We start from the raw sequence: 18,363 nt of genomic DNA on the forward strand, positions 1-18,363 counted from the left end.
GCGGAAATGATTCATCATTCCTCATTCTGGTTTCGTCATTGCTTACGGCTCAGCCGCATGTCCATCCAAACGGCCAGAATCAAAACCACGCCGCGGGCGATGAATTTGCGCTCCGGCGGCACGGACATGAGCGTCATGCCGTTTAAAAGACAGGCGATGATGAGCGCGCCGAGCAGCACGCCCAAAACGGTCCCGCGTCCGCCGCGCAGGCTGACGCCGCCAATCACGCATGCAGCGACAGCGTCGAGTTCCATCAAGTCACCGACGGTCGTCGTCGATGAACCGGCGTAAGCAGTCTGCATGAAGCCCGTGATGGCGACAATGGCTCCCATGCCACTGTAGGCGGCGATCACGGTGCGTTTCATCGGCACGCCGGAGACGAAGGCGGCCTCGGTGTTGCCGCCGATGGCATACAAATGACGTCCCAGGCGCGTGTGCTGCGTGACCGCATACACGATCATCGTCACACCGCCGAGAATGAGCGAAGGCAGCGGAATGCCTCGGAACTGGCCGGTGACGAGCACAAACAGCGCGATGGCCTGCGCGGTGATGAAAAGGCGGAAGAAGGCCATTTCCTTGTCTTCCACGGCGAACCCATGCTCCAGACGACGTCTGCGGGCGCTGATCGTCGTGAAAACGAGCGCGACGACGAGCCCTGCGGCAAGCATCCAGCCAAACTGTGTCGGCAGGTAGTAGGTGGTGAGCAGCGAGTAGAGATTGCTCTGCCCGCCGGGAGCTACGGGCACAGTGGCGTTGTCAATGACGAGCCAGAACAGGCCTTTGAAGATCAGCAGCGCCCCAAGCGTGACGATGAACGACGGCATGCGCTCGCAGACGATGAACGCGCCCATCGCCATCCAGATCAGCACGCCGCAGAGCAAACCGAGGCCAAGCGCGGCCGGTGCTGGCAGGTGATGATGAAACACGAGCACGCTGGCGATGCCGCCGAGCAAACCCACGCCGCTGCCGGCGGACAAGTCGATGTGTCCGGGCAACAGAATGAGCAGCATGCCCATCGCCAGCGTGGCAGTGATGGAAAGCTCGGTGGCGAGCATGGACAGATTCCGCGCTCCGAGAAACGCGGGCTCTTTGAGAGCAAAGAAGGCGCAAATCGCGAGCAACGCGATGGCGATGGGCAGTTCTCGGAATTTGACGCTCACAATGGCTCAGTTTTGGGACGCGAGGAAGATGCCCAGGATGATCAGCGCGATCACGATGGCGATGGTGATCTTCACCCAGCTCAGCGGATATTCGCCGGTGATCTTGCCGGTGGCCCCGTTCACGGCGACCTGGTAGTTTTTCGTGCCGTAGGTGTAGGTCAGCAGCCAGACGGGCAGAAGCACATGCTTGAAGGTCTGCGCGCTGTATTCGGGGGCGATTTGCAGGTTCCGATGCGTGTCGCCCGGAATCTGGGAGACGCATTGACTGCGCAGGATGTCGTCCATGCGCCCGCGTGAGTCTTGGGCGGCCTGGATGAGGTCGATCTGATACTGCTCTACGACCCAGCCGGAGAGATAACCGGGATCGTACGGCAGAAGATCGGTCGTGGTGGGAAAGGGCTCAAGATCGCCCAGCAGCTTTGGATGCACGCCCTTCGACGCGGGCACGAGCACGTCATCAAAATCGCTGCTCACATGGCCAGAGGCGTATTCCCAGCGCGTGTGGCGCGTGCGGTTCCCCTTGCTGTCGGTCGTGTAATAATAGTAACCGGCCTCCGCCTCCCACGGGCACTCGGCATGCGCGTCGAAGGTCCAGTAGGGTAGATAAAGCCCGTGCAGCGTGTCGGTGAGCGCCTTTTGGCCGAGCGCGTTCGGCGCCCAGAAGTGGCTGCCATACCAGCGGGGGATGTCCTCGCGCACCTGGCTCTCGGGAATCTTGAATGGAAGCTGGCTGCCGGGCCGGATCGGCGCGCCGACATCGTCCACGGCCATGATCGAGGGCGATCCGCAGAAGTCGCAGTTCTGAGCCACGCGTTTTTCATCGAAAACCGAGATGGCGTGGCAGCTCTGGCACTTCACCGTCTTTCTCACCGCCGCCCAGCCGCGCTGATCATCGGGAATGGCCCGCAGCATGGCGACGAGGTCGTTTTCCTCGACCAGAGTGCCGTCGGCCTTGAGCTCGGCGGGCGACTCGGTGCCGCAATACGGACAGACGAGCGCATGCTTCGACGGCGTCCAGACCGCCTCGGCCCCGCAGGCCGGGCAGGCGAACTTGGAAATGGCGGTGACTTCAGACATCGGGCGCGATTTACCGGAGAAATGCGCGCCCTGTCCATTCCAAAAACCAGGCGTGGAATTTTCCCGGCTTGCCTGTTGAGGGTGCTTTTTGGCAAAATGTCCGGATGAAAGCAAAACTGCTCCTGCCCTCCGCCCTGCTCGCCCTCTGCACGTTTTCCCACGCCGCCACGGTCAAAGACCGCGAAGGCGCGGTGCGCAGCGAGAAGGCGAAGATGGAAAACGACGCCCGCTGGAACTGGAGTGACATCGACGGCGGTTTCCGTCTTGCGAAGACGACCGGGAAGCCGCTGCTCGTGGTGCTGCGCTGCGTGCCGTGCCTGTCCTGCGCCGGCATCGACGCCAGCGTGCTGCAGGAGCCGGAGCTTGTGCCGCTGCTCGACCAGTTTGTCTGCGTGCGTGTCATCAACGCGAACGCCATCGACCTCTCGCTGTTTCAGTATGACTACGACCTGTCCTTCTCCGCGATCATGTTCAACGGCGACGGTACGATCTACGGCCGCTACGGCTCCTGGCTGCATCAGAAGGATCCGCTGAACAAGACCACCGCCAGCTTCAAAAAGGCGCTCGAAGCCACGCTGACCGTCCACAAAGGCTATCCGGCGAACAAATCGAGTCTCAGTGGCAAGCAAGGCGGTCCCACGCCCTACAAGACGCCGGTCGAGTTTCCTTCCCTGTCAGCCAAGTATCCGAGCAAGCTCGACTGGGATGGCAAAGTCATGCAGAGCTGCGTCCACTGCCACATGGTCGGCGACGCGTTCCGCGCCTACTACCGCAGCCAGAAGAAGCCGGTGCCCGTGGAGTGGATTTACCCGCAGCCGTCCATCGAGACGCTCGGCGTCACGCTTGCGACCGATGACATCGCCAAAGTCGAGGCTGTGACCGCTGATTCGCCCGCGGCAAAGGCTGGTGTGCAGGCCGGGGACGCTTTCACTTCGCTGAACGGCCAGCCGCTTGTTTCCACCGCCGATGTGAGCTGGGTGCTGCATCGCTCGCCGGAATCCGGCTCCATCGCGGTCAAAGTCCTCCGTGGCGGCAAGGAAACCGACCTCACGCTCGATCTTCCCGCGGGGTGGCGTTTGAAGTCAGACATAGGCAAACGCGTCGGCACCTGGCCCATGCGCGCGATGGCCTTTGGCGGCATGAAAATGGACGACATACCTGACGAGGAACGCGCTACTCTTGGCTTGAACAAAGACCAGATGGCCCTCCGCATTGCCCATGTCGGCCAGTATGGCGAGCACGCGAAGGCGAAGCAGGCAGGGTTTCTCAAAGACGACATCCTCATCGAGGTCGGTGAATTAAAGCAGCGCATGACCGAGAGCGCCATCATCGGCCATCTGCTGCTGCACCATCTCCCGGGCGAGCAACTGCCAGCTGCTGTCCTGCGCGGCGGGAAGCGCCTGGAATTAAAGCTGCCACAGCAGTGATCTGCCCCCCCCAACCTAGGGCACTTTGCGCTGCAAATTCCCGGTTGCAAAGCCGCCTTCGGCCTGCATTATCCACGCCCCTCGCGAGTCCCCCCTCAATTCGCCGTTGGTCTCCGTGCCTGCCTCCCTTTGGGATGCGCAGGATTCTCGCCCGGAGGTAACCCGGTCATATCACACATCCCATGTCAGTACGTCTTGCTCGATTCGAGATGCCGAACCGCCTCGTGAAAAACGAAGCCACGGCCACCGAAACCTACGCTCAGTTCGTCGCCGAACCCTTCGACAAAGGTTACGGCCACACGATTGGCAACTCCCTCCGCCGCGTGCTCCTCTCCTCCCTCGAAGGAGCGTCCATCACCTCCGTGAAAATCCGCGGCGCGGAACACGAATTCACCACCCTGCCCGGCGTCCTGGAGGACGTGGTGCAGATCGTCCTGAACCTCAAGAAGGTCCGCTTCAAGCACCACAGCGACGCCAAGGAGCCCCGCCTGCTCTCCATCTTCGCAGACAAGGAAGGCGCCGTCACCGCCGGCGACATCAAGGAAGACAACCACTACGAAGTCATCAATAAGGACCTCGTCATCTGCCATCTCGACCGCAAGACCAAGTTCGAGTGCGAGTTCGAAGTCCGCGTCGGCCGCGGTTTCTCCACTTGGGAGGAAAACAAGCGCCCGGACACCCCCATCGGCGTCATTCCGATCGACTCCATCTACTCCCCCGTCACCCGCGTGAAATATGCGGTCGAAAATACCCGCGTGGGCCAGAACACCGACTATGACAAGCTGGTGCTCGACGTCTGGACCGACGGCCGCATCACCCCGCAGGACGCGCTCCTGCAGTCCGCTGCCATCCTGCGCCACCACCTCGACGTCTTCGTCAACTATGACGACAAGGCAGTCGAATTCGAAGCCGCACCAGAAGCCCAGAGCGAGGAAAACAGCGAGCTCCGCAAGCTCCTGAACATGAGCGTCAACGAGATCGAACTCTCCGTCCGCGCCGCCAACTGCCTGAACAACGCGAACATCACCAGCGTCGGCCAGCTTGCGATGAAGACCGAGGGCGAAATGCTCCGCTACCGCAACTTCGGCAAGAAGTCCCTCACCGAGATCAAGGAAAAGCTCGCCGAACTCGGCCTTTCCCTTGGCATGAAGTTCGATCCCGCGCTGCTTGAGGCCACCCCTGGCGGTGTCTCCCTCCTCGCCCGCAGCACGATGATCAGCGACGACGATGAAGAAGCCGACGCGCTCGACTTCTCCAAGCTCGTGGACAGCCATCTCCCCGACGTCGATGACGAGGAGTAATCAATCACAGGAAAGAAAGACCAAATAGGACATGAAACACGGAAGAAAAATCGTCAAACTTCAGCGCAAGCAGGACCATCGCGACGCGCTGCTCATGAATCTCACCTGCTCCCTCATCGAGCACCGCCGCATCCGCACCACGCTCGCCAAGGCCAAGGCCCTCCGCCCCTACGCGGAGAAGCTGGTCACCCTTGGCAAGCGCGGCACCCTGCATGCCCGCCGCACCGCGCTCTCCTCGCTCCGTCACAAGGACGCGGTGAAGAAGCTCTTCGAGGAGATCGCCGTCGCCTCCAAGGACCGCGTCGGTGGCTACACCCGCATCACCAAGCTCGGCCAGCGCCGCACCGACTCCGCTCCGATGGCCTACATCGAATGGGTTGACGCCTTCGTGCCGAGAGCCGCCGAAGCCCCTGCTGCCGAGGCCGCCGCCGAGCCTGCTGCTGAAGAAGCCGCGCCGAAGAAAAAGGCCCCGGCCAAAAAGAAGGCCGCGCCGAAGAAGAAAGCCGCCGCCGCTGAATAAGCAGCTCGTCTCTCCATCGAGAAACCATCCAACGCGGGAGCCCGAAAGGCTCCCGCGTTTTTGTTCCTTCAAAAGACGAGTGTCCTCCTTGCGGCCCCTCACAAAAACCAAACGCATCCATCCCCAAGTCTGAACGTCGGTGATGCCGCTGAGTCTCCGACCTTTGTCATTGGGCGTTACTTGCTCGCTACTGAATGTTCAAATCCCCATTGATGAGATTGCGCATTCCTTCGGTTAGCGTCCCTTGCCTTTGAGGAGCGTCACCATCGCCGTGCCCATGGCCTCGCCCACGTCCATGTAAACCTCGGCCTTGCCGCCGTAGTGACCATTGCCGCTGCCGCCCTGGGCCATGGGGTGAGTATAAACGGTGGCGACGTTGCCTTTGAACTCGGGGTATTTGCCGGTGGTGCCGTCCACGGCGAGCTGGGCGTCGAGGATGAGGCCGCCGTTGCCGCCGCCTTTGACGGACTCGCCCAAGGTCCCGAGCACGAACTTCGCCGTGGGTGCGTTGAACTCTTCACGAAGCTTCTTGATGAAGCGCACCAGATTCTGCTCGTAGCGGGCGGCGTGGCCGGGATTACCGGCGTCTTTTTCGCCCTGCCAGAAGAAAAAGCCGGCCACCTCATAGCCCTTGGCGCCTGGGTAGTGCTTGTCGAGCTCGGCGAGCACGGTTTTGGCGTGGCTGGTGTCGTCGTCCCACTGCTTGCCGGCATACCAGTCGATGGGTTTGCCGGTCTTTTTGTCAACCCACGGGCCGGGCTCCGTCTTGAGTCCGAGTGCCTTGTCCAGCTCCCAGGAATCCGGGCGGTCCTTGTAGCCGGCGTAAATCATGGGCTTCTCGGCACCGGTCTTGTCCTTGAGGACGAACTCATAGCGCTCGCTGCCCGGCGGCAGCAGGTCCCAGCCGAGGCTGCGGTTCCCGATGCAGCTCTTCAACATCAACACCGGCTCCTCCACGGCGTCGCCGACCTTCTTGGCGATGCCGAACTCCGGGCCGATGGTCTTGCATGTTTTGACGGTCATCCACTCGTTGTTGAGGCGCTGCATGCCGCCGCCGCGCCCGGACATGACGCGGGCATAGCGCACATCCTTCCGCTCGGCCCAGTCACCGGTATCACTGAGGAGATAGGAGTACTTCTTTTTCTCCTTCACCACATGCTCCAGCCCGATCTCGCCGCCCTTCACCTTGCCCAGGCCGACCATGTTGGACTGTCCCAGAAGAATGAAGACCTGCACCTTCTTCGACATGTCGGCGGGCTGGTCCGCAGGGGACTGGGCCTGAACCGTGGACATGGCGATGGAGAACACAGCGGCGGTGGTGAGGCAAAGCAGGGAAGCGGTGGTGGTCATTTGGCAGGTGGGTAGCTGAAAAAGCTTATGTGACCAAGACAGGGAAGAGAAGCCTATTTTCAAGACCGAAGGCGGCTGCTTTGACGATCCGAGGGTGGCCTGCTGCCGAATCATGTGCAGGCAGATTTCCGCCAAGCTTGGCAACGCGGGCATTTTATATCAAGGTTGTGCTCATGACGCCCGCCAAGTCCAACGCCATCACACTGCCCCAGGATGCCAAGGTTTTCAGCGCTCTCGGTGATGAAGTCACCGTGCTGCTCAGCGGTCAGCAGACGGGCGGGGCCTTCACCATGGTGCAGGTCGTCACACCGCCGGGAGGCGGGCCGCCGCCGCACTGGCACACGCGGGAGGACGAGTGGTTTTACATCATGGAAGGGCGGGTCGAGTTCTGGCAGGACGGAGTCTGGACGGAGGTGCCCGCCGGCACCGCCGCCTACCTGCCGCGTGGATCACGCCACACCTACCGCAACTGCGGAGACACACCGCTGCGCATGATCGTGCACGCCGCGCCGTCGGGCTTTGAGGTGTTCTTTGAGCGCATCGCCGAGGTCTTCAACGCGCCCGGCGGCCCTGACATGCGGCGTATCGTCGAGATCAGCGCCGAGCACGGCATTCACTTTGTGGAAGGGTAGGTCAGGGGCCGGAGAGGCGTCCTCCCGCCTGCTCATGAGCCTTCCCACAGCCGGATGTGGTCGATCTGGCAGGTGCCGAAATCGACGGCCTTGAAGTCGATCTGCGCCTGGCCGGTCATGTCGATGTTCCTGCTCTCGAAGACATGCTTCACGCCGTCGATCTGCAGCAGGATCGCTCCTTTCTTCAACTCGATGACCACGTCGTGCCATTGGTTGAGCGCGAAGAGCGGCTTCTCGACCGCCAGCTTTTCGACGTCCTTCTTGATGGTCAGCGTCGTCGCCTTCTCGCCAAAGCTCAGCGTGTGGATGTGGTGGCCGAGATCGAGGAGCGGAAAGCCCTTTTGATGCGCTTTCGCATCGTAACGCACTCGCATGGCGCAGACAAAATTCTCCGGCACCTTCTTGAGCCAGATCACTGGTTTCAATCCGGCATGGGAAGGATCGTTGCTGGCCTTCTTTTTCGCCTGAAACTCCTTGGATGACTCGCTTCCGTGCAAAACGCCACCCTTGACGGACCATGTCGTGTTTTGCCGAACCTCCCAGAACTCCGTGTTGATGGTCCCGGCGTCAAACGTGTCCTCATAGACGAGCTTGAGGCTTTTGAAGAGCTGCGGCTGGCAGGCGCTGTCCGCTGCGGACAACGAAAAGGAAAAAAGGAGCGTGCCAACGAGGCTGAGGATGAATTTCATGAACCGCATCAACGCCCGGAGCCCGGCAAGTTTTCACCGAGCTTGATCTGCGTCACAAGGGAAGCCATCTGGAGTGCTTGTGACCGCATCCGCCGCCCAGCCTCGAACACTGCCTGACCTTTCCGTCGCGGAGTTGGCGTCCTGGATGCAAGGCAATGGTTTCAATGCCGCGCATGCTCCGAGGGTCATTCGCAGCCTGCTGGCGGCGGAACAGCCGAAAAAGCGTGCGGACTTCCTGCTGCCTGAAAAGCTCGAAGAGCCGTTGAAGGCCGCATTTGCTGCTGAAGCAGGAGCGTTGGCTCAAAAGCAGGTTTCAGCTGATGGCACGGCGAAACTGCTGCTGTGCCTGCGTGATGGTCGCACGGTCGAAAGCGTGCTGATGCCGGATTATCGCGAGGATCGCGCCTCGGGCTGCATTTCGAGCCAGGTCGGCTGTGCAATGGGTTGTGACTTCTGCGCGACCACGCAAACGGGCTTCGAACGCAACCTGACCTCCGGCGAGATCATCGAGCAGTTTTGTCATCTGAGGCGCGAGGCGCATCTGGTGGGCCGTGTGCTGCGAACGATCGTCTTCATGGGCATGGGCGAGCCAATGTTGAACCTCAAAAACGTGCTCCCGGCCATCGAGCGCATCGCTGACCCGAAACTCGGTGCCTTTGGCTGGCGGCAGATCACCGTTTCGACCGTTGGCATCGTGCCGGGCATCGAGGAACTGCGCAATGCGGACCTCGGTGTGCATCTCGCCATCTCGCTGCATGCACCGGATGATGCCACGCGGGCCGATCTGCTGCCGATAGGCCGTCGCTTTGATGTGGGCGAGGTGCTGGAGGCCGCGGATCGTTATCAGGAGCAAAGCGGACGCATCACCACGATTCAGTATTGCCTGCTCGAAGGTGTGAACGACTCCCTCGCGCAAGCCCGCGACCTCGCGCGGTTGCTCGCTGGACGTCGCATGCATGTGAACCTGCTCCGCTACAATCCCACCGGCCTCAGTTTGAAAGGCCGCAGCTACTTGCCGAGCAGCTTGGAGCAAACCGAGGCATTTCTCGCCGAGCTTCGCGCTCACGGAACTGTCACCCACTTGCGCCGTGCACGCGGACCGGACATCGACGCGGCATGCGGTCAGTTGCGGCGGCGTGCGTCGCTCGGAGTATGAGTTGAATTTCAAATTGTGTGCTTCTGTCAGGCACGCCATAACATCCCGGCTCCGAGAACACCAACGAACACACGCATTCATGACACCGAAGCACTGGACCCAGTGGGCGCAAGATTTTGACAACCACGTTACCGACGCCTTCAGCGCCGACTTCAACGGAGTCATCCAAAAGGCAATGGACAAGCTGCACAATGCGCGGCGGAAGCGCCTGTTTGTGGACTTTGGATGCGGATCAGGATCGTTCGTGCTCGCGCAGGCGAAGAAGTTCGACCGCTGTGTCGGAATCGACTCCTCGGCCGGAATGATCGAGCTGGCCAAACGCAAGGCGCGCCGCGTGAAGAATGTGGAGTTCGTCTGCGAGAGCATCCAGGGCTACGATGATAGTCGGGTCACGAACGCGGGACTGGTGGCGTGCTTCAATGTCATCACAGCGACATCGAGAAGTGTGCGCGACAAAGTGTGGCGCCGCATCGGAGGCATGCTGGCGCGCGACGGCGTGGCGCTGGTGGTCTGCCCCTCGCTGGAATCCGTGCAGATGGTGACCGCGGCATGCAAGGCGAAGTCGCTCGAACCGACCCGCCACATGCGCCGCGGTGGCGTCGTGGTGACGGAGGGCGTTTCTCAGCAGTTTTTCACGGCGGAAAGCCTCGTGGCCGAATTGAAAGCCAATGGCCTGAAATCCTTCCTGCTCGAAAAGGTGCCCTACAAATGGCCGCATGAAGGACTCGACGGTCGCGTCATGCGCGGCGTCGAATATCCATGGGACTGGCTCGTCGGCGTGCGTCGCGTCAAATGAGTCATCGATTGCGCGGCACGGGCATCACTTGATCCCGATCACCATCGAGTCGGGACCCACAAGGTGCTCGACGCGGCAGTCTTTGAAGCCGACCTGCTGCATCCAGTCGATGCAGTCCGCTCCGGTGTAGTCAAAGCCGCCGGGCGTCTCGATGAGCATGTTCAGGCTCATAAGAAGGCCAAAGGCGTTCTACTTCCGCTCGTCGTCGATGATCGAGTCATACACGATCACCGCGCCGCCTTCCGGCAGCGCTGCATACGCTTTGCGCAGCAGCATGAGCTTCGTTTCGAGGTCCCAATCATGTAGGATGTGGCCAAACAGCAGCACATCGGCCTTGGGCAGTTCATCGGTGAAGAAACTGCCGCCGGAGAAGCTCACGCGGTCGGCGAGGCCGTTCGTTGAGATGTATTCCTCAAAGATGGGGCCGACTTCCGGCAGGTCGAAGCCGATGCCGCGCAGGTGCGGATTTGCCCGCGTGATCTGCATGACGAGATCGCCCTGCGCGGTGCCGATGTCGGCGCAGGAGTTGTATTTCGACCACGGGAACTGGTTCGCGATGGTGATGTTCGCTCCGCGGCTCACGCCTGACATCGCGCGGAGGAATTCGCGCAGCTTTGCCGGATCGGCGTAGAGCGCGGCAAAGGGATCGTGGCCGCCTTTGGACTCGTTCTGCGATTCGCCGGTGCGCACCGCGGTGGTGAGATCGCCCCAGTAGCGGAACAGCCGGTGGTTCGCCATCTCAAGGATGCCGCCGATGTAGGATGGCTTGGCCTTGTCGAGGAAGAGGTCCGTCTCCGGCGTGTTCGAGTAGATGCCGTTCTCGCGCTTCAGGAAGCCGAGCGCGACGAGCGCATCGAGAAAGTCACGCGCCCCACGGGGATGCAGCCCCATGCGTCCCTGCACGCTGGCGAGATCGCCGGGATGCTTCGCGAGGTCGGTGAAGATCTCCATCTCGACGGCGGTGAGCAGCGTCTTCGAGGCCCAGAAGGCGAGGCCGGTTTGCAGAATGTGGTCAGGGGTGGGGTTCATCGCCGGTCATTTAGCGTTGCCGAAGTCCGCAGCCAGCGGAATGAAGCCTTTCGCCTCAAGAAGGGCGGGGGTCACTTCTTCGGCAGTTCTGGCTTCGGCCAGGGCTTGCCACCTTGCTCGATGAAAGCCTTTTCAACCTGCGCGGGCAGGAAATTCCCGGCGTAGCGAGCGATGCGCTCGTTTTTCTTCAAGTTCGCCATGATCACGGGCACCGCTGCCTCGATCTCGGCGGGTTCCTTGCCAGCAAACTTCTTCACCTCGTCCTGAAGCGCGATGAAAAAAGCCTGCTGATCCTCCAACAGCTCAGGGCCGCCGCGGGGGCCATGACCGGGGCAGACGATCTTCGGGCCAAGCTTCTTCACGGCATCGAGTGTTTTGATCCAGTCGCCGATGTTGCCGTCGCCGGTGAAGTTGTAGGGCCCGTTCACGCAAGCGTCGCCGCTGAAGAGGATTTTTTCCTTGGGCAGCCAGGCCCAGCCGTCGCCCGGCGTGTGAGCGGTGCCAAAGTGCAGCAGTTCAACACGGTGTTTGCCGTCATCGAAGATCATCTCGCTCCGGTAGAGAAGCGTGGGCGCCTTGAGCTTGCTTTCCGCGACATCCTTGCGGCCTTTCGCGGCCTCTTCCCAACGGCCTGGCTTGTCGCCGAACAGGCCGGTCTCGTATTTTTTCATCTGCGCCACCACATTCTCATGCGCCACGGGAGTCGCGCCTTTTTCGAGCCAGACTTGGTTTCCATACGCGTGATCACCGTGATGATGCGTGTCGAAGGCGAAGCGCACCGGTTTGTCTGTGATGGCCTCGATCTTCGGAATGATGACACGCGCGCCGGAGGGGAAGTTCGCGTCGATCACGAGCACATAGTCCTCAAACACAACCCAGCCGTTGTTGCAGTGGCCTGAGGGCCGGATCTCGCCCTCGTGGAAATAAACATCCTCGCCGACCTTCTCGACTTCATTCACCGCCGCGTGAGAAGTGGCGGTGGCAAAGGCCAGAACGGCAGGGAGGTTGCGGAAAAAAGCTGGATTCATGACTTGGGACGTTCGGGTGGGACTGACACGGCCTTTTTGACCGGCGGGGGAGATTTCTGTCCGGGGATGAAGCCGCCATTGCCGCCGGACCATCTGCCCGCGCTGTTTTGATTTTTGAAGGGCCGTGGAGCCCGGTTGTTTTGCTTCTGACTGCGCATGGAAGAGAATTCAATCGAAGAGACGCGCTTCTCAAGCACCTTGTTTTTTCTTCGGGCTCGATGCGCGCAACGGCCGTCCTCGCGGGAAAAATGTGAAAGGCTCCCGGCAGCAGGCTGAAAAGCGGCCACGAACCAGCGGGCATGCGGCATGGTCACGCGCCTTCCGGAAGCGCGACATACGGCTCCTCATTGAGCACGGCCTTCTTCGAGCCGCGGATGATTTTCACCCACTCGACGGCGGACGCGGTGACGATGACGGCGACAGCGGTGAGGAAAAGGCAGGTGATGCCGATGTCCACCTTCAGATTCATCATGGCGCGCGCCTGCACGGCGGTCAGCGGCGCCTGCGCGGCGGCGGCCTGGAGCTTTTCAAGTGCGGGGATGAAGCCTGCGGCGTTCGCGGAGGTCAGTTTCAACCACCCGGCGCTGAAGGTGACGACAGTCAGGTAGCTCATGGGGATAAGCGTAACCCATGCATAGCGCGCCTTGCCCATCTTGATGAGCACGGTGGTGCCCAGGCAGAAGGCGATGACGGCCAGAAGCTGGTTCGAGATGCCAAAAATGGGCCACAGGCTCTTCGCGATGCCTTCGGGGTCGATGGCACCCTGATAAAGAAAGTAGCCCCAGCCCGAGACGAGTAGCAGCGTGGCAAAGGCGTTGCTCAGCCATGAGCGCGTGTCTCCCAGCGGCTTCCAGATGTGCCCGAGGAAGTCCTGCAGAATGAAGCGGCCCACTCGCGTGCCCGCATCCAGCGTGGTGAGGATGAAAAGCGCCTCAAACATGATGGCGAAGTGATACCAGAGCGAGAGCATGCCCTCTCCGGGCAACACTTTGGCAAACATGTGCGCCATGCCGACGGCAAAGGTCGGCGCGCCACCGGTTTTGCCGATGAGGGTGGGCACATTCTCCTTCATCGTGCCATCGGCCATGGGGATGGTGGTAGGCTCGCCCATTTGTTTCGTCATGAGCAGCATTTCCTCCATCGTCACGGGATAGCCTGCGGCGTTGATCTTCGCGATGGCGGCGGCGTGATCCGGCACGGGCGGTGTGTTGATGGCGAAATACTGGCCCGGCTCCAGCGCGCAGGCCGCGATGATGGCCATGAGCGCGACCAGCATCTCGGTAATCATCGAGCCGTAGCCGATCATGCGGATGCGTGACTCGCGGTCGAGCATCTTCGGCGTGGTGCCGCTGGAAATGAGTGAGTGGAAGCCGGAGACGGCTCCGCAGGCGATGGTGATGAACACAAACGGGAAAACTGGCCCCGGAACGACCCAGCCGCTGCCGTCGATGAATTTCGTCAGCGCGGGCATTTTCAATTCCGGGCCGATGATGACGATGAACAGACCCAGCACAGCCACCGTGCCGAGCTTCATGAACGTGCTGAGGTAATCACGCGGAGCCAGGAGCATCCAGACCGGCAGCACGGAGGCGGCGAAGCCGTAAATCATGATTGCCCAAGCCAGCTTGTCTGGTGCCCAAGTCAGCGCGGTCATCCACTCAGCGGGAAGATATTTACCACCCCACACCGCAGCCAGCAGGGCGATGACGCCGAAGATGGACACATTCACCACGCTCACGCGACCCACCTGATGCGCAAAGCCCATGATGAGGGCGATGGGAATCGTCATCGCGATGGTGAAAAGCCCCCAGGGGCTCTCCGCGAGCGCCTTAACGACCACGAGGCCCAAAACGGCCAGCAGGATGGTCATGATCGCCAGCAGGCTGAGCATGGCCACGATGCCGACGAAGGGATTGACCTCCTCCTTGAGCATCTGGCCGAGCGATTTGCCACCACGACGCATGGACGCGAACAGCACCACCGAATCATGCACGCCACCGCCGAGCGTCGCGCCGATCAAAATCCACAGCATGCCGGGCAGATAACCAAACTGCGCCGCTAGCACCGGTCCGACGAGCGGTCCGGGTCCGGCGATGGCCGCGAAGTGATGGCCGAAGACGACCCACTTGTTCGTCGGCACGAAGTCTTTGCCGTCTGCCTTTGTGATGGCGGGCGGAGCACGCAGCTCATCCACCGTGAGCACTTTGGCCATGAGCCAGGCGCTGTAAAAACGGTAGCTGACGGCAAATGCGCAGACACCGGCCACGACGAGCCACAGCGCGTTGATGGTCTCGCCTTTGTGGAAGGCGGAAACAGCGACCGCACCGGCTCCGAGGAGCGAGATGGCGGTCCAGATCAGGAATTTCAGGGCTTTGGGCATGACGTTGTCGGTTCGCTGTTATTTCTTCTCCTTCTTGGCCGGTTTTGGCGGGGGTGGTGGGATGTAGGCCGGATTGGTCATCGCTTCCGGCGCGGTTTCCTTGAGGTTCGGGTAGATCTCAGCCTGGACATCGCCGAGTGCCCATTTGACGCCGCCGACGAGGATGTCCTGGAAGATGGGATTGGTCCAAACGTCCTCACGGTGGCCCATGGCGGTGTACCAGACGCGGCCATCGCCTTCCCTGCGTGCCCAGGTGCTCGGGTAAGCGGGCCTGGCATATTCTCCGCCCTTCATGGCCGGCGAGTCGATCACGCTGAGCACGTGGATGTCGGGTGTGAAATCCTTGAGCGAGTACCACTCCTCCATGAAGCCGTAGCTCTCCCCGACTTTCTCAAAGCCGGGGAATTTGGGGTTGGTGACGGTGTTCTTCGCGTCCTGCTGCGCGCCATGCTTGATGAACTCACCGCCGAGGAAGCGCACATAAGGATCGGCCTTGTCACCATGGTTCACATAACGGTCCGGGCCTTTCTGGGACTCGTTGTTGGTGTGGAAAGTGTCGCTGGCGGAGTGCGTGCCGATGAAGCCCTTGCCCACTTTCACATAGTCAAACAGCGCCTGCTTGCCTTCCGGCGACATGGGCGGGTTCTTGTCGGTGCCTTCGCTGCATAGATCGCCGGTGGTGTAAAAGAACACGGCGTCGAACTGCGCGAGGTAGTCCTTGCTGAACTTCGAGCCGTCCTTCGAGAACTCGAAGTCCCAGCCGTTCTTCGCCCCGAGTTCCAGCAGCACTTTTTCCGCATAGCTGGGCTTGCCGTTTTTCCAGGAGATGACGCTGTGCTCGAAGCCGCTGGATTTCGTGAAGAAGAGAATCTTGCGCTTGGCGGGGGCGGCGGCGAAGGCCGCGACACACACAGCGGCGGCAAGGAGCAGAGGGGCGGCGAGGCGTTTGAGCATGGCGGGCGATTCTGGCGGAAGTTTGAAAACAAGGCAAGGCGGCGTTGCACGCCTTGTCATTTCACAGGTCACGCGTACCATGACCGTGATGCCGCGCTTCTTTGCCCTCATTCTGCTGCCGACACTGTGCTTTCTGCTCTGCCAGTGCGGTTCCAGCGCGGGCAGCCGCTGGGAGTATAAATACTCGCCGGGGAAGACGGCGATCATCATCGGCGGGAAGGCGGTGCCGCCTGCAAACGCCCCGGCGGAGGTCATGCGAGCGATCTCGGCAGGCAACCGCATCTGCACGAAACCCTACCGGCGCGGCGGAGGCCATGCGAAGTTCGAGGACAGCGCCTATGATTGCTCCGGCACGGTGTCTTATGTGCTGCACGCGGCGGGAAAACTCGACGCGCCGACCATTTCATCTGCTTTCCGCAAATACGGTCGAGGCGGGGAAGGGAAGTGGATCACTGTTTATGCCCGGAAAGGACATGTTTTCATGGAGGTGGCCGGACTCCGGCTCGACACCGGCTACAGCGACGCCGACAGCGACGGGCCGCGCTGGAGCAGCCGTTCACGTCCGACCAAGGGCTACACCATGAGGCATCCGCCTGGTTTGTGATCTAAGAATCCTATGTTCCCCGCCGAAGCCATCGTCTATCGCCCGAACGTCGCCGCCATCTTGCAGCGCGCGAACGGCGACATCTTCGTGGCCGAGCGCATCAACATCAAAGGCGCGTGGCAGTTCCCGCAGGGCGGCATTGATGACGGGGAAAACGCCGAAAAGGCGCTCTTTCGCGAGCTGGAGGAAGAGATCGGCGTGAAACGTGAGCTGTTGGAGATCGTGCAGGTGCGGGAAGGCTACCGGTATGCGTTTGCGAAGGGCCGGCTGAAATACGGCATCTACGGCGGGCAGGAGCAGACTTATTTTCTCTGTCGTTTCCTTGGCGAGGACAAGGATTTCAATCTGGACGCGACGCATCGCGAGTTCGCCGGCTTCAAGTGGATCAAGCCCTCCGAATTTCAGATGGACTGGGTGCCGAAGTTCAAGCGTGCCGTCTATCGCCAGGTCATGCTCGACTTTTTTGGCATCGAGTTCTTGTGAACGCTCAGTTCAGGCCGAAACGACGCATCCAGGGCAGCGGGGACCTCAGCCAACGCATTTTGGAGCGGAACGGCGTGTTTTCAGCGGCATCTGCGGGCGCGTGCTCGATGAGCAGCGAAACATGGAAGCCTGAGGAGCCGTCCACACGGCGGTGTTTCGGGCATGCGACGACGAAGCCTTTCAACGTGACCCATTTTCCGGGCGAAGCACCGCTGTGCTGCGCGGCCGCGGGCAGCGCTGAGCGATGAATGCGCACCTGAATCTCCGCCCCGATCTCGAATCGCCTCCGTGACCAGAAGACGAGGCCGCTGGGCGATATTTCGCACAATTCGACGACGGACTGGCTGCCACCGCTTTTCGATTTGGCATCGTGCGCGGAGGCTCCTTGCTGGTGCTGGCTGTGTTTAGCCATACGAGTCGCGGAGTGACCACAAAAAGAGGCGCACGGGGCGTTGGATGTCAAACGATGAGGCAGGAACGCCGTCAAAATGACGAAATCAGAAATCCGAATGACGAACGAATCCCAAAGTCCGAATGAAAATCACAAACCAAGCCTGGCGGAGCACGCACATGCTCTTCGGGCTTCGGTTTTGCTCATTTCTTCGTCATTCGTGATTCTGGTTTCGAGATTTCGAGGCTGTGATCCCTGCGGCTACTCGTCAGCGCCGGATGAGCTGCCTTTTGAGGGCAGCTCGCCTTTTTTCTCGGCAAGTTTCTGCTTCACGGCGGCTTCGATCTCAGCGTAAACGGCAGGGTCGTTGCGCAGCACCTCCTTGGCGGCGTCGCGGCCCTGGGCGAGTTGCGTGCCCTTGTAGCTGATCCACGAGCCGCGTTTTTGCAGGATGTCGAAGTCCATCGCCAGATCGAGAAGCGAGCCGACATTGCTGATGCCTTCGTTGTACATGATGTCGAACTCGGCCTCGGTGTAGGGCGGCGCGAGCTTGTTCTTCACCACTTTGACCTTCGTGCGGTTGCCAGTGACGGTGCCGTCGGTGGTTTTGATCGCGCCGATGCGGCGGATGTCCACGCGCACGCTGGCATAGAACTTGAGCGCCTTGCCGCCGGGGGTCGTTTCGGGATTGCCGAACATGACGCCGATTTTTTCACGGATCTGGTTGGTGAAGATGACGCAGGTGCGCGCCTTGGATATGATGGCGGTGAGTTTGCGCAACGCGGCGCTCATGAGCCGCGCCTGGGCGCCGACGGTGCTGTCGCCGATTTCGCCCTCAAGTTCCTGACGTGTGACAAGCGCGGCCACGGAATCGATGATGATCACGTCGAGCGCGTTCGAGCGCACGAGTGTTTCGCAGATGCGCAGGGCTTCCTCACCTGAGCTGGGCTGCGAGACGAGAAGTTCGTCCATTTTGACACCGAGACGGCGGGCGTAATTGGGATCGAGCGCGTGCTCGACATCAATGAAGGCCGCGAGACCGCCGGCTTTTTGCGCCTGGGCCACGCAGGTGAGTGTGAGGGTAGTCTTACCGGAGGATTCCGGGCCATAAACTTCAACGATACGACCGCGGGCGAAGCCGCCGACACCGAGCGCCTGGTCGATGAGTAGGTTGCCGGTAGGAATGACGGCGATGTCGGCCTTGTGTTCCTCTCCCATGCGCAGGATGGCGCCTTCGCCATAGTCTTTGTGAATCTGCTGGATGGCCAGATCGAGGTTCCGGGCGCGGGCCTCGGCGATCTTGTTGGTGTTCGGCTCGGCGGTTTCTTTGGGTGCTCTGGCCATGGTCGGAATTTAGTTTGGGGTGAATAAAAGCTGTTCGGGCGA

General features: G+C 61.0%; 17 protein-coding genes and 1 pseudogene. 8 read left to right on the plus strand and 10 right to left on the minus strand.

Going from position 1 to position 18,363, the window contains the following annotated elements; all coding sequences use genetic code 11:
* Positions 1–35: 35 nt before the first annotated feature.
* The gene (locus ACILSE_RS06395; RefSeq protein WP_395716536.1) at positions 36–1,160 is read right to left on the minus strand and encodes a sugar ABC transporter permease; all 1,125 of its coding nucleotides are present in this window, start codon (positions 1,158–1,160) and stop codon (positions 36–38) included.
* A gap of 6 nt (positions 1,161–1,166) precedes the next feature.
* Entirely contained in the window at positions 1,167–2,237 is a 1,071-nt protein-coding gene (locus tag ACILSE_RS06400; protein WP_395716537.1) for a zinc ribbon domain-containing protein, read from the minus strand.
* Between the two features lie 104 nt (positions 2,238–2,341).
* Here ACILSE_RS06400 and ACILSE_RS06405 point away from each other — a divergent pair, with 104 nt between their 5' ends.
* The 3 genes from ACILSE_RS06405 (at position 2,342) to rplQ (ending at position 5,485) form a co-directional block, all read left to right on the plus strand.
* Positions 2,342–3,664 (plus strand): Trx7/PDZ domain-containing (seleno)protein, encoded by a 1,323-nt coding sequence (locus ACILSE_RS06405; protein WP_395716538.1) that lies wholly within the window; start codon positions 2,342–2,344, stop codon positions 3,662–3,664.
* A 182-nt stretch (positions 3,665–3,846) separates the two neighbouring features.
* A complete protein-coding gene (locus tag ACILSE_RS06410) occupies positions 3,847–4,965 on the plus strand; it encodes a DNA-directed RNA polymerase subunit alpha (protein ID WP_395716539.1) in 1,119 nt (372 codons plus the stop codon).
* A gap of 31 nt (positions 4,966–4,996) precedes the next feature.
* Positions 4,997–5,485 carry a 50S ribosomal protein L17 gene (rplQ, locus tag ACILSE_RS06415; RefSeq protein ID WP_395716540.1) on the plus strand — a complete coding sequence of 163 codons (489 nt, stop codon included), beginning with the start codon at positions 4,997–4,999 and terminating at the stop codon, positions 5,483–5,485.
* 234 nt (positions 5,486–5,719) lie between these two features.
* Here rplQ and ACILSE_RS06420 read toward each other — a convergent pair whose 3' ends face one another.
* Complete coding sequence (locus ACILSE_RS06420) at positions 5,720–6,835, minus strand: sialate O-acetylesterase (protein WP_395716541.1); 1,116 nt, start codon at positions 6,833–6,835, stop codon at positions 5,720–5,722.
* 173 nt (positions 6,836–7,008) lie between these two features.
* On the opposite strand from ACILSE_RS06420, the gene ACILSE_RS06425 reads away from it, so the two are divergent.
* A complete protein-coding gene (locus ACILSE_RS06425; RefSeq protein ID WP_395716542.1) occupies positions 7,009–7,467 on the plus strand; it encodes a cupin domain-containing protein in 459 nt (152 codons plus the stop codon).
* A gap of 32 nt (positions 7,468–7,499) precedes the next feature.
* On the opposite strand, the gene ACILSE_RS06430 is transcribed toward ACILSE_RS06425, so the two are convergent.
* Positions 7,500–8,156 (minus strand): hypothetical protein, encoded by a 657-nt coding sequence (locus ACILSE_RS06430; RefSeq protein ID WP_395716543.1) that lies wholly within the window; start codon positions 8,154–8,156, stop codon positions 7,500–7,502.
* 79 nt (positions 8,157–8,235) lie between these two features.
* Between ACILSE_RS06430 and rlmN the strand changes: the two genes are divergently transcribed.
* Positions 8,236–9,312 carry a 23S rRNA (adenine(2503)-C(2))-methyltransferase RlmN gene (gene rlmN / locus ACILSE_RS06435; protein ID WP_395716544.1) on the plus strand — a complete coding sequence of 359 codons (1,077 nt, stop codon included), beginning with the start codon at positions 8,236–8,238 and terminating at the stop codon, positions 9,310–9,312.
* A gap of 79 nt (positions 9,313–9,391) precedes the next feature.
* A complete protein-coding gene (locus ACILSE_RS06440) occupies positions 9,392–10,108 on the plus strand; it encodes a class I SAM-dependent methyltransferase (protein WP_395716545.1) in 717 nt (238 codons plus the stop codon).
* Between the two features lie 24 nt (positions 10,109–10,132).
* Here the strand turns inward: ACILSE_RS06440 and ACILSE_RS06445 are convergent.
* From ACILSE_RS06445 to ACILSE_RS06460, 4 genes and pseudogenes are all read right to left on the minus strand, one after another.
* A pseudogene (locus ACILSE_RS06445) lies at positions 10,133–11,137 on the minus strand (methyltransferase).
* A 71-nt stretch (positions 11,138–11,208) separates the two neighbouring features.
* A complete protein-coding gene (locus ACILSE_RS06450) occupies positions 11,209–12,165 on the minus strand; it encodes an MBL fold metallo-hydrolase (RefSeq protein WP_395716546.1) in 957 nt (318 codons plus the stop codon).
* Between the two features lie 310 nt (positions 12,166–12,475).
* Positions 12,476–14,545 carry a carbon starvation protein A gene (locus tag ACILSE_RS06455; protein WP_395716547.1) on the minus strand — a complete coding sequence of 690 codons (2,070 nt, stop codon included), beginning with the start codon at positions 14,543–14,545 and terminating at the stop codon, positions 12,476–12,478.
* 18 nt (positions 14,546–14,563) lie between these two features.
* Positions 14,564–15,499, minus strand: coding sequence for a ThuA domain-containing protein (locus ACILSE_RS06460; RefSeq protein WP_395716548.1), 936 nt, complete (start codon positions 15,497–15,499; stop codon positions 14,564–14,566).
* An 88-nt stretch (positions 15,500–15,587) separates the two neighbouring features.
* Here ACILSE_RS06460 and ACILSE_RS06465 point away from each other — a divergent pair, with 88 nt between their 5' ends.
* Together ACILSE_RS06465 and ACILSE_RS06470 are read left to right on the plus strand one after the other, a co-directional pair.
* Entirely contained in the window at positions 15,588–16,103 is a 516-nt protein-coding gene (locus ACILSE_RS06465; RefSeq protein ID WP_395716549.1) for a peptidoglycan endopeptidase, read from the plus strand.
* Positions 16,104–16,115: 12 nt separating this feature from the next.
* On the plus strand, positions 16,116–16,586 hold the full coding sequence (locus ACILSE_RS06470) for an RNA pyrophosphohydrolase (protein WP_395716550.1): 471 nt from the start codon (positions 16,116–16,118) through the stop codon (positions 16,584–16,586).
* Between the two features lie 4 nt (positions 16,587–16,590).
* Here ACILSE_RS06470 and ACILSE_RS06475 read toward each other — a convergent pair whose 3' ends face one another.
* Both ACILSE_RS06475 and recA read right to left on the minus strand, forming a co-directional pair.
* Positions 16,591–16,998, minus strand: a complete 408-nt coding sequence (locus ACILSE_RS06475) for a hypothetical protein (RefSeq protein WP_395716551.1) — start codon at positions 16,996–16,998, stop codon at positions 16,591–16,593.
* A 240-nt stretch (positions 16,999–17,238) separates the two neighbouring features.
* Positions 17,239–18,321, minus strand: coding sequence for a recombinase RecA (recA, locus tag ACILSE_RS06480; protein ID WP_395716552.1), 1,083 nt, complete (start codon positions 18,319–18,321; stop codon positions 17,239–17,241).
* Positions 18,322–18,363 lie beyond the last annotated feature (42 nt).

This window comes from Prosthecobacter sp. (genome assembly GCF_044236155.1).
GTDB lineage: Bacteria > Verrucomicrobiota > Verrucomicrobiia > Verrucomicrobiales > Verrucomicrobiaceae > Prosthecobacter.